Genomic DNA, 11,597 nt, shown 5'->3' with positions numbered 1-11,597 from the left:
AGGTACTACTATCAGGTCCCATTAAAGTATTTTGATGACTCCAATTTCTCACACTATCAATAATTCCCCCAATAAAAGAAAGGCTTAAAATTTGATTTTCTCCAGTAGAAGCTGCCACAGGAACCGCTATTCCTGATGTATTTTCAATTAAGTTTAACTCATAATTTTGAGTCAAACGAGGAATATAAGGGGTAAAAGAAATAGAATTAAAAATAGCTTGAACTCGTTTTTCTAAGGAGAGACGAAACTGTTTTTCTAGCCGACTTCTGACTTCAATGAGTCGTTCTCTCGCGTCTTTAGCGACTTCCTTTCTCCGTTTAGCTAAAATTTGCTTTTCTTCTTTTAATTTTTGTTTAGCGATGTCTTTATCTAAGGTTTCTAGTTGCTTATCTAAGGTAGTTAGTTGGTGTTTAATTCCTCCTTGTTCCAGTTGTAATTCTCGAATACTTTGATTAATTTTATCCAAATTTTCTTGTAGGTTTCTAATGTCTGCATCAGGATAATGGCGAAACTTTTGATTAATCTCATCTAATTCCACCTCAACCCTAGATAATTCTAATCTAGATTGTTCGAGTTTAGCTTGTTTTTGATCGACATTTTCCCAAAAATTAATCACTTTTTTTTCCATCTCATTCACTTGAGATTCTAAACGAATCGCCGATTCTTCTATAGCTGCTATCCCTGCTTTATCCATCCACTGTTTAACCTGTTCATAATAAGAATTTCCTTCAATTAATTCTTGACCACAAATACAGCTTTGACGGTTTAGTAACTGTTGCACAAATTGTTGTTTGATTCCACTCGGTAACTCTCCCCGTTGACGTAAATCAGTAATAATTGTGTTAAATTTAGGGATAACATTGCTTAAAAAAATTAAGTAACCTTGACTAGATATTAATTGTTTAATTTGTTGTTTTAATTCTCTTATTTCATTTTTTAACTGACTTTCTTGCTTGTCAAGTTTGATCTTTAGATTTTTTAATTGTTGGTTACTGCTTAAAGTTATTAGTTTTTCTGAAATTTCTTTTTGTTGTAACTCGTGAGAGTTTATTGATTCTATGATTTTTTCTTTTTTCTCTTGTAAATTTTCACTATTTTGTTCTAATTTTGTTTTTTCTTTAATCTTTTTTTTGATGTTAATATCTCCAATAGCTTTAAGGTCTTGTTCTAATATTTTTTCTGCTTTTTTAAGATGTTCAATGGAACGATCTAATACTTTGACCCCTAACAGTTCTTTTGTATCTTCAGCAATACGACTTTTATCATTACTGCGAAAAATATGGTCAATATGTTCCCCATCAAAAAAGAAATATTGATGTAAACTTTTGGGTAAAATACGGTTAATAATATCATTGGGTTGTTGCAAAGGATAATTCCAACGTCCATCCTCTTCGGCTATCAACATAAATAGTTGATTTTGGCTGTATTGAATCTTACCATTTTCATCTAAACAAGCATAACATTTTCGTTTAACTTGATACTGTTTATGTTCATGTTCAAAATAAATTTCTACCCAACACTCCACCGATGTGCCGATATCAGCTTGCATAATAGCCCGCTTATTAATTAATAATTCGGGAGAGGTAAAAGCGGCCGTAAACTCTTCATAGAAAACCCAGGTAAACGCATTTAATAACGTCGTTTTCCCGGCTCCATTATTACCATGAATAATGGTGGTGTTTTGTTCACCAGACGCTAGGCTAATTTCTGGGGTTGTGCCATAAAATTGTCTAAAATTACATAATTTAATCGATAATAATTTCATTGAATCACTTCTTTAATAATTTGAACGATATCATCATTAATATTTCGAGGCGATCGCTGGGATAACTTACTTTTTTCTAAGGATAAAACCCGTTCAATAATTTGATAAATCTCTGGGGGTGCAGTGGTAATCGGTTCTTGAACTTGACTAACATTAACTTCTTCATTCATTAATCTTTTCCCTTTAGATTGTTTAATTATAGACAAAAATAATCAAGAAACCTCAATCCATTATCCTATGGACTTTGAAGCCATAAGTCTTAAGATTATTTTAAAATTCACGATTTTCTTAGAATTCAGAACAGTTATGACCCCCTTCTTGTCTTATAATACTTTCAGCAGAGTATGATTACACCGCAGATAAGGCAGAGATATTCATGACATTTTATCAGAGAGCTAGTGGGATTTTATTGCACCCAACCTCTTTACCCAGTCGTTTTGGGATTGGTGACTTAGGAGAAGGACCCTATCGCTTCATTGACTTTTTAGTAGCCACTGGGCAAACCCTCTGGCAAGTGTTACCCTTGGGACCCACAGGATATGGTAATTCACCTTATCTTTCTTACTCTGCCTTTGCAGGGAACCCTTTATTAATTAGTCCTGATATACTTTATGGTGATGGCTTAGTCACTCAAGCAGAGTTAGATGCTTATCCTGATCTTCCTGATGACTATGTCGATTATGACCTAGTAGTTGAGCATAAATTACCCTTACTAAAAAAAGCCAGTAATACTTTCAAAAATGGTAATTTTCACGAACTAAGGGGGGAATTTGAGCAATTTTGCTCCCGTCATACCTATTGGTTAGACGATTACGCTTTATTTATGGCTATCCATGACGATAACCCCAAAAAAGGGTGGCATGAATGGGATAAAGACATTGCCAAACGGGAACCCCAAGCTTTAGAAGCCTATCGGGCTAAATATGCAGACGCTATTTTTTATCATAAGTTTGTTCAATTTGAATTCGTTCGTCAATGGAAACGGGTCAAAAAATACGCCAACGATCGCAACGTAAAAATCTTTGGGGATATTCCCATTTATGTCGCCTACGATGGGGCCGACGTTTGGTCTCACTCCGATATCTTCTGTATCGATCCAGAAACCTTAGAAATCGATGTCATGGCCGGGGTTCCCCCAGACTATTTTAGTGCCACCGGTCAATTATGGGGTAATCCCGTTTATAACTGGCAAAAAGTCCAAGAAAATGGCTTTAGTTGGTGGATTGAACGGATCAAAAGCACCTTAGAATATTACGATGTAGTCAGAATCGACCATTTCCGAGGGTTTGAAGCTTATTGGGCCGTTCCCAAAGGAGAAACCACCGCCATGAATGGTCAATGGTCAAAAGCCCCAGGAGATGCCTTTTTTGCCCGTCTCAAAGAAGTGTTAGGAAGCCTACCCATTGTTGCCGAAGATTTAGGGGTGATTACCCCCGAAGTCGAAGCCTTACGGGATAAATATGAGTTTCCTGGCATGAAGTTATTACACTTCGCCTTTGACTCCGATCGCGATAATCCTTTCTTACCCTACAATTATTACAATCGCAACTGTGTCGCTTACACCGGAACCCACGACAACAATACCACCGTTGGCTGGTTCGCCGAACGGAACTTTGAAGAAAAAGCAAGAGTGACCGACTATTTAGGCGGTATCTCTGATAAAGGGATTCACTGGAGTTTAATCGGTTGTGCCATGGGTTCGGTGGCCAATCAAGCCGTTTTTCCCCTACAAGATATTTTAGGCTTAGAAAGTAGTTCCCGTATGAATACCCCAGGGTTAGCGGCTGGTAACTGGACCTGGCGGTATCGCCCCGAAATGTTAACCCCCGAACTAACGGAACATTTACGCTACGTAACCGAACTATACGGCCGACTCCCCGGTTGAGTTTAACTCACATCTTGCACCTTCAATAATTCCCCCAACCCCCCCTGCCCCCCTTTATAAGGGGGGCAGGGGGGGTAACGGGCACGGGGGGTAGAGGGCAGGGGGGGTAGGGAATAGGGAACAAACAACAGACAACAGGGTTCCTTTTGATGGTAACTGCTTAAGAATTTATTTTCTGTCTTTTGTTGCTGAGTTTTCCTCTAAGGTGTGCAAGATGTCAGTTTAAGGGCAACTAGACAAGAATGTCAGAATTTAGGGCAACCGCCCTAAATTTTTGTTAGGTTAGGCCAACTTCAGTTAAGCAAGTTAAGATAATTCAAGAACTCTTAATAGAAAAAAACGTCATAATTTTTTAAGAGCGTGTACCATAGAATGAAATCAGATGAATAGCTGGCTAATCATTCATAAGCGATTCATCTGTCATGGTTGGCTAACAAAAACTGCTTTTTAATTCCCGTTCGACATCGATAAATCCTATGAATAATCTCATAAAATCCTTGTGCCGTCATCAATCACTCATCTTAGGTGGAACCCTAGCAGCGATTTCTCTCCATACTTTAGCCCTTCCCGTCAAAAGTGCGCCCCAACCAGAAGCTTTAGAAGATAATCCTAAAGCGATCGTGGACGAGATGTGGCAAATCGTTAACAATGAATTTGTAAATCCAGATTTTAATCGAGTTGATTGGCAAGAAAAACGTCGGGAATTATTATCTCAAAATTACGATAGTCCAAAACAAGCGTATAAAGCCATTCGTGAAGCCTTAGAAGAATTAGAAGACCCCTATACTCGTTTTTTAGCCCCCAATGAATTTTCTGTATTAACCAGCCAAACATCAGGGGAACTATCAGGAATTGGGGTCAGATTAGCCATTGATAAGCGTACCAGTGAAATTTACATAGTAGAAGCGGTGAGAAATTCTCCTGCTATGAAAGCAGGATTAAAAAGAGGCGATCGCCTGATCCGTATCAACGGCAAACCCACCGCATTAATGAGCCTCGAACAAGCACAAGAAGCCATCACCGGTGAACTGGGAACAGAAGTCAGCTTACAACTCTCCCGACGGGAAAAAGGCGTGTTTCAAGTGACCTTAGCCAGAGAAAACATTGAAATTCCTGCTGTTACCTATCATCTCGAAGAAAAAGAAGGCCATCGCATCGGTTACATTAAACTCGATGAATTTAGTTCCCACGCTACCGAACAAATGAAACTGGCTATCGAAGACTTAGATCAAAAACAAGTCTCTGGATATGTTCTCGACTTGCGGGGAAACCCAGGGGGTTTACTGTTTGCGAGTGTGGATATTGCTCGTCTCTGGATGAAAAAAGGAGAAATTGTTAGCACCATCGACCGCAGAGGAGGCGATCGCCATTTCTTGGCTAACGGCACTTCTTTAACTGATTTACCCTTAGTGGTTTTAGTTAATGAATGGTCAGCCAGTGCCAGCGAAATTTTAGCCGGGGCCCTCAAAGAAAATGGAAGGGCCACCGTCGTCGGCACAACCACCTACGGCAAAGGTACAGTCCAATCCGTTCATAACCTCTCCGATGGTTCAGGGTTAGCGGTAACCATCGCCCGTTATTATCCCCCCAGTGGCACCGATATCAATCATAAAGGCATTAGCCCCAATGTCTATTTAGAATTGACCATGGAGCAAGAAGCTCGCCTCAAAAGCGATCCTACCTTGATGGGAACCGACGCTGATCCTCAATATAATCGCGCCATTTCTATTTTAAAAGGTCGTAGTCAACCGATTTCTAATCCTGCAACCCCCAAACCCGTTGGTTTACGTTGGGAAGAGTTACAAGAAACCGTTCAAGATCCCGATCCCCGTTGGCAAAGAATGCAACAAACCGTTAATTAATAATTAATACAAGGGAACAAGAGGATTATTAATCTTCTTGTTCTCAACGGCCATATTCAATTCTCGTAATTACTAGAAGAAGCAAAATATTGACATAAGTTTTTATGACGTTTAGCAAAAATAAAGGCAATTATTTGATTGACAATTAACTGATCAATCCAACGACCTAATCCTGAAGTGAACTCAATTTTGTCAGTATATAATGTTCCTTGTTCACAAGGGTTAAATTCATGTTTGTGTTGAAAATATTTTAACCCTCCACCAGTTTTTGATATATCACTAAAGTAACTATTCTTTTCATAATTAGTAATTTCTCCTTCCCAATACCACCAAATAAAAAGAAATCGATATTTGAACCTAAATATTGAACCTTGTTGCCAAGGTTCACCTTTATCTATCCAATCAATAGGTTGAGGAAAATGTTGATCAAAACCATCAGCAGATGCACAAAAAGTGAATACTTGATCTATAGGAGCATTTAGTATTACAGATTTAGAAAAAATCATTTTTTTGAAAGTTTCATTAACTGATATAGCAATCAGGAATGATATATAAGAACCAATTAGGACATAATAATATTATGTCCCTACAAGAGCGATTTGTAGGGGTTTAACAGTGTTAAACCCTTTCTCACAACTGCAACCTGATTGCTATATCTTGCAAGCCTTGCAAGATGTCAGTCTAACACTTTCTCCTTGATTAATCATCTATGTGTGTTACAATAAAATACAAGTATAATTCAAATTAACACCATGAATCTTAAAAACTCATGACAATTCACGTTAAAAATGATTAGCATAGAAAAGTGAATGATAATTTATCTCCTTTACAATCCTTAAAAATGGGGCAATGGTTCAAACTCATTTGTGGCGCAAGTTTCCAAGACTTGCCAGCCATTCGTAGTCTGTCCCTAATTTACACTTTAGCCGGTGCCAATTGTATTGATGTTGCAGCCGAACCTGCGGTGATCAATGCAGCAACAGAAGGAATAAACTTAGGGATAGAATGGGCAGAAATGGCTCAAAAGAAAGGATATCCTCCGATAAATAAACCCTGGGTGATGATGAGTTTAAACGATGGGGAAGATCCTCACTTTCGTAAAGCCTATTTTGACGAAACCTTATGTCCTGCTGATTGTTTGCGTCCTTGTGAGTCCATTTGTCCGGCACAAGCGATCGCTGCTTCAGGAATTATAGAACAACGATGTTACGGATGCGGTCGTTGTTTACCGGTTTGTCCCCTAAACCTGATCGAAACGCGATCGCACATGATTACCCCCCAAACCATCCTACCGTTGATTAAAAACAAACAGATAGATGCCATCGAAATTCATACTCAAGTCGGACGGGAACAGCAGTTTAAACGACTGTGGCAACAATTAGCCCCTGGGGTGAAACACCTGAAACTGTTAGCTATTAGCTGTCCGGACGGAGAAGGATTAATCAACTATTTACAAACCCTTTATCAAATCATTTCGCCCTTACCCTGTGAATTAATCTGGCAAACCGATGGCCGTCCCATGAGTGGAGATATTGGCAAAGGAACCACCCACGCAGCCATTCGACTCGGTGAAAAAGTGTTAAAGGCCGATTTACCGGGATGGGTGCAACTCGCAGGAGGAACAAACCATCATACCGTCCCCAAATTAAAACAATTAGGTTTATTACCCTCGATCGCAGGGGTTGCCTACGGTAGTTATGCCCGTACTTTAATCTCCCCGTTTCTAGAAACCATTGAAACACAAATAATGTCATCCCAGAGAACTAATTTACCCGAATTATTCTGGCAAGCAGTGGAAACCGCTCATTCGTTGGTTTCACCCATCAAGGGAGAGTGGAAAGTGTGGGGAGTGCGGGGAGAGGAGAAAAAAATAAACTCCAAACTCCCAACTCATCTTAAATATCTTGACGAAGCTCGCTAAATTATGTTAAATCCCAAAACAAATAACTTTTTAAATCAATCCTCCATAACAGTGCCATCTATACCCAAAAAAGCCTTATCCCAACGGATGCAGATTACCGATGACCTTGGTAAACTGCTCGATATTTTACCCTCAAGCATTCGTAATCAGATCAAAGATCATCCTAACTGCGATCGCTTAGTCGAAGTGGTTATGGACTTAGGACGACTGCCAGAGGCTCGTTTTCCTGGGGAAGCAATCTATCTAGGAGATACCCCTGTTTCGGCTTCTGATCTACAATACAGTATTCAACGAGTGGGAATGTTTAGCGGTGATAACCGAGCCGGAATCGAACGCACCCTACACCGTATTAGTGCCATTCGGAACCGAGCCGGAGATATCATCGGTTTAACCTGCCGTGTGGGACGGGCTGTTTTTGGTACCATTTCCATGATTCGGGACTTGGTGGAAACCGGTCAATCTTTACTCTTATTAGGTCGTCCCGGTGTGGGTAAAACCACCGCCCTACGGGAGATTGCCAGGGTTTTGGCCGATGACTTTGATAAACGAGTGGTGATTATCGATACCTCTAACGAAATCGCCGGTGACGGGGATATTCCTCACCCGGCCATTGGCCGCGCCAGACGGATGCAGGTAGCGACACCTGAATTACAGCATAAGGTGATGATTGAGGCGGTAGAAAACCATATGCCTGAAGTCATCGTTATTGATGAAATTGGTACGGAATTAGAAGCTTTAGCTGCCCGTACCATTGCTGAACGAGGGGTGCAGTTAGTGGGAACCGCTCACGGCAATCAAATCGAAAATTTAATGAAAAATCCCACCCTTTCCGACTTAGTGGGAGGCATTCAAGCGGTGACGTTGGGGGATGATGAAGCCAGACGACGAGGCTCACAAAAGACCGTTTTAGAGCGTAAAGCTCCCCCTACCTTTGAAATTGCCATCGAAATGTTAGAGAGGCAAAAATGGGTGGTTCATGAAGATGTGGCTCATACGATCGACATTTTGCTACGGAATGGGCAACCGAACCCCCAAACGAGAACCGTGGATGAAAATGGGGAAGTCCAAATTACCCAAGAAGAACCGGATCAAACCCCTAACCCTGCTAGTTTTGGCCGTGGTATGGGACAAATGATACAACAGCCTAAAGGATGGCGCGCATCGGGTAAAATGACCCCTGTAAGCCCGTTTGGAGCTAAAAGAGGGAATAAGTTAAGCTCTGCCTCGGAGTTTGACCGTCTTTTAGATGCGTCTTGGTCCCAACCTGAACCTAAAGGGGGTAAGGTGAGGGTCCCTGGTCCCAATGGGGAAGATTTTCCTGTTTATATTTATCCCTATGGTATCGGGCGATCGCAGTTAGAACAGGTGATTGAGGTCTTAAATTTACCCATTGTTTTGACTAAAGACTTAGATAGTGCGGATGTGGTGGTGGCCTTGCGATCGCATTTGAAAAATCAATCTAAGTTGCGTCAGGTTGCAAAAGCGCGTCAGGTTCCTATTCATGGGGTAAAATCTAACACCATTCCCCAAATTACTCGAACCTTACAACGATTATTAGGGATGGATGAGGCGAAAACCCCTGAAACGGCTGATTTACGTCTATTTACCCGTGGCAGTAATGATGATGAGTTGGAGGCGTTAGAGGAGGCAAGACTGGCCGTAGAACAAATTGTACTACCCAAAGGTCAACCCGTGGAATTGTTACCGCGATCGCCTAAAGTGCGGAAAATGCAGCACGAATTAGTGGAACATTACCGTTTACAATCGGATAGTTTTGGGGAGGAACCTAACCGTCGATTAAGGATTTATCCTGCTTAATTCTTTAAGAAAATTTTAGACATTTTTAAATAGGTAGACTTGTCATGGTTTGCCTATTTTTTATTAGACTGACATCTTGCACGCCTTACAAAATAACTTGATGGCTAAAAAAAAGACAGTCAATGCTCAAGCAGTTAGCCTTAAAATAAGATACTTTTGCCTGTCTTGGTGAGCGTTCCCTTGCGCAGATGCGAAGGCGCGGGGTCTCACCGCTCTTGCCTTTTGCCTACCCCCCCTGCCCCCTACCCCCCTGCCCCCTACCCCCCCTGCCCCCCTTATAAAGGGGGGTGTGGGGGGTGTGGGGGGTGTGGGGGGTGTGGGGGGTTTAATCGAAGGTGCAAGATATGAGTTAGAGATTTAACTGGTCATTGCGAGGGGCCAAATCAACATTAATCTCTGACTCTCACTAAAAATCCCCCGAAGCAATCACAGAAACAATACTAAAGATTGCTTCATTTCCTTATCGCTGTAGTCGCAATAATATTAAGTATAATTGCCACTATTCAATTAAGTATATTATGGGACAATATATGTAAGGATTTTGTTTTAAAATTGTTAGGTATTTCTATCGGGTTGGGAAAAATGTCAAACAAGTTTCAGAAGGTTTCATTTTTCCTTAAACCTAAACACGGATTATTCTTAATATTTTTCGTCGCCACTATTTTTCTGATTTGGTGGGGAAATTATCATATTAATTGGCATCTTTTTAACTCAGAAGAATTGAAAAAAGTTTTAGTAAAAACTGGTTGGATTGCTCCGTTTATTTATATTAGTATTTTAATCATTTCTGTGGTTATTTCTCATATTCCGGGCTTACCTTTAGTTATGGCTGCTGGTATGGTCTGGAATCCACTTCTAGGGACGTTTTACAGTGTTATTGGTGGATTTTTAGGGGGACTATTGGCTTATTTTTTAGGTCGTAGTTTAGGAAGAAATGCCTTAAAAAAATTAACAGGAAAAGTGTTTTATTTCTCTAAAAATAAAGGAGAAATATATTTAGGTTTTTTGATTTTTATAACCAGATTAATTCCTTTATTCTCCTTTGATTTAATTAGTTATGCTTCAGGAATCGCAGGAATTTCGTTACCTATTTATTCTTTTAGTACCTTAGCTGGCATGATTCCGCCCACCTTTTTATTAACCTATATGGGATCAAGTTTAGCTTTAAATCCTCACCAAAAATTAGAGATCATTTTATTTTTATTAATTAGCAGTTTTGTTTTAATTTGGTTGATTAATCGTTATAATTTCTTGGGGTTAAAAGATATAATTCGTATTGAGTAATTTTTTTACTTCATCATTTTTGTTATCATTATTTTCAGGAATTTGATTGATGGTCTTATTAACATCCTCAATAAGTTCACCTAAGCTTAAATATGTTTGATTAACAAGAGTGTGAGCATACTTCGATAAGCTCAGCACAAGCCTTGCTCACCAGCTAAAAAAATACCTCTCTAGAAAAATAGCAAACTCCAATGCTTGCACTCTATGAAATTCAATGTTTTATTAAGGGCGAACGATGGGACTTGAACCCACGAATGCCGGAACCACAATCCGGTGCCTTAACCACTTGGCTACGCTCGCCATACACCTTTGTTATTATAACATCATTTTTTCATTATGCACAAAAAAAATGTAGGGTCAATTTCTGAACTAACCCTACTTGATGTCTTAAGAATGAAATCTAGCCAACAAACGCTTTAACAGGTTCAGAAACGCCAGAAGACTCGGTTCCTTTGAGGTAAGCTAACATGGTATCAGCGTCAGATACTTCAAAGGGATCAGTGGGGCAGTTATCTTCATAACCCGGTTCGACAAACATTTTCTCGATCTTGCAGTCGTTAACTAGCATAGAATAACGCCAAGAACGCATTCCAAAACCGAGGTTAGATTTATCCACTAACATTCCCATTTTACGGGTGAATTCGCCGTTTCCGTCGGGTAATAAGAAGACGTTTTTCGCTTCTTGTTGTTTACCCCATTGGAACATGGTGAAAGCGTCGTTGACGGAAATACAAATAACTTGGTCAACCCCTTGCGCTTTGAATTCATCGTATAATTCTTCGTAGCGAGGTAAGTGGTTAGAGGAACAAGTGGGAGTAAATGCACCAGGTAAGGAAAAAACAATCACTTTCTTACCTTTAAAAATTTCTTCGCTGGTTAAATCTTGCCAACGATAGGGGTTAGGTCCAGGAACGGACTCATCACGAACACGGGTTTTGAATACAACACTAGGTACAGTTTCGATAGCGCCCATATTTCACCTCTTGACAATCAGTTTTGTATCAGCTTTTACTGCTATATCTCAGAATAATTCTTATCTAAGAAAAAGTCAACAGTAATAAT

Annotated in this window: 9 protein-coding genes and 1 tRNA gene; 5 read left to right on the top strand and 5 right to left on the bottom strand. The window is 40.0% G+C overall.

Annotated features, from left to right (window positions below):
- Together C4E06_RS19960 and C4E06_RS28230 are read right to left on the bottom strand one after the other, a co-directional pair.
- Positions 1–1,765, bottom strand: a 1,765-nt coding sequence (locus C4E06_RS19960) for an AAA family ATPase (protein ID WP_107670092.1), incomplete at its 3' end; no start/stop codon positions are given.
- Positions 1,762–1,935, bottom strand: a complete 174-nt coding sequence (locus tag C4E06_RS28230; protein WP_198648855.1) for a hypothetical protein — start codon at positions 1,933–1,935, stop codon at positions 1,762–1,764. The genes C4E06_RS28230 and C4E06_RS19960, both read right to left, overlap by 4 nt.
- A gap of 206 nt (positions 1,936–2,141) precedes the next feature.
- Between C4E06_RS28230 and malQ the strand changes: the two genes are divergently transcribed.
- Both malQ and ctpB read left to right on the top strand, forming a co-directional pair.
- The gene (malQ, locus tag C4E06_RS19955; protein WP_107670091.1) at positions 2,142–3,650 is read left to right on the top strand and encodes a 4-alpha-glucanotransferase; all 1,509 of its coding nucleotides are present in this window, start codon (positions 2,142–2,144) and stop codon (positions 3,648–3,650) included.
- A gap of 476 nt (positions 3,651–4,126) precedes the next feature.
- A complete protein-coding gene (gene ctpB, locus C4E06_RS19950; protein ID WP_107670089.1) occupies positions 4,127–5,512 on the top strand; it encodes a carboxyl-terminal processing protease CtpB in 1,386 nt (461 codons plus the stop codon).
- 56 nt (positions 5,513–5,568) lie between these two features.
- On the opposite strand, the gene C4E06_RS19945 is transcribed toward ctpB, so the two are convergent.
- Positions 5,569–6,018 carry a hypothetical protein gene (locus C4E06_RS19945; protein WP_107670087.1) on the bottom strand — a complete coding sequence of 150 codons (450 nt, stop codon included), beginning with the start codon at positions 6,016–6,018 and terminating at the stop codon, positions 5,569–5,571.
- A gap of 299 nt (positions 6,019–6,317) precedes the next feature.
- Between C4E06_RS19945 and ldpA the strand changes: the two genes are divergently transcribed.
- The 3 genes from ldpA (at position 6,318) to C4E06_RS19930 (ending at position 10,535) form a co-directional block, all read left to right on the top strand.
- On the top strand, positions 6,318–7,433 hold the full coding sequence (gene ldpA / locus C4E06_RS19940) for a circadian clock protein LdpA (RefSeq protein WP_107670086.1): 1,116 nt from the start codon (positions 6,318–6,320) through the stop codon (positions 7,431–7,433).
- 3 nt (positions 7,434–7,436) lie between these two features.
- Entirely contained in the window at positions 7,437–9,251 is a 1,815-nt protein-coding gene (locus C4E06_RS19935) for a R3H domain-containing nucleic acid-binding protein (RefSeq protein ID WP_107670084.1), read from the top strand.
- Positions 9,252–9,833: 582 nt separating this feature from the next.
- The gene (locus C4E06_RS19930; protein WP_107670094.1) at positions 9,834–10,535 is read left to right on the top strand and encodes a TVP38/TMEM64 family protein; all 702 of its coding nucleotides are present in this window, start codon (positions 9,834–9,836) and stop codon (positions 10,533–10,535) included.
- 227 nt (positions 10,536–10,762) lie between these two features.
- Here C4E06_RS19930 and C4E06_RS19925 read toward each other — a convergent pair.
- Positions 10,763–10,835 (bottom strand) — tRNA-His (locus tag C4E06_RS19925).
- Between the two features lie 100 nt (positions 10,836–10,935).
- Entirely contained in the window at positions 10,936–11,508 is a 573-nt protein-coding gene (locus C4E06_RS19920; protein WP_107670082.1) for a peroxiredoxin, read from the bottom strand.
- Positions 11,509–11,597: the final 89 nt, after the last annotated feature.

Source organism: Cyanothece sp. BG0011, from assembly GCF_003013815.1.
Lineage (GTDB): Bacteria > Cyanobacteriota > Cyanobacteriia > Cyanobacteriales > Microcystaceae > Crocosphaera.
The sequence above is the reverse complement of the archived record's forward strand: the minus strand, read 5'-3'. Positions and strand labels throughout refer to the sequence as shown.

Excerpts from the sequence above, each read along its gene's own strand:
- C4E06_RS28230 (WP_198648855.1), bottom strand. The coding sequence starts at position 1,935 with ATGAATGAAGAAGTTAATGTTAGTCAAGTTCAAGAACCGATTACCACT.
- malQ (WP_107670091.1), top strand. The coding sequence starts at position 2,142 with ATGACATTTTATCAGAGAGCTAGTGGGATTTTATTGCACCCAACCTCT.
- ctpB (WP_107670089.1), top strand. The coding sequence starts at position 4,127 with ATGAATAATCTCATAAAATCCTTGTGCCGTCATCAATCACTCATCTTA.
- C4E06_RS19945 (WP_107670087.1), bottom strand. The coding sequence starts at position 6,018 with ATGATTTTTTCTAAATCTGTAATACTAAATGCTCCTATAGATCAAGTA.
- C4E06_RS19935 (WP_107670084.1), top strand. The coding sequence starts at position 7,437 with ATGTTAAATCCCAAAACAAATAACTTTTTAAATCAATCCTCCATAACA.
- C4E06_RS19930 (WP_107670094.1), top strand. The coding sequence starts at position 9,834 with ATGTCAAACAAGTTTCAGAAGGTTTCATTTTTCCTTAAACCTAAACAC.
- C4E06_RS19920 (WP_107670082.1), bottom strand. The coding sequence starts at position 11,508 with ATGGGCGCTATCGAAACTGTACCTAGTGTTGTATTCAAAACCCGTGTT.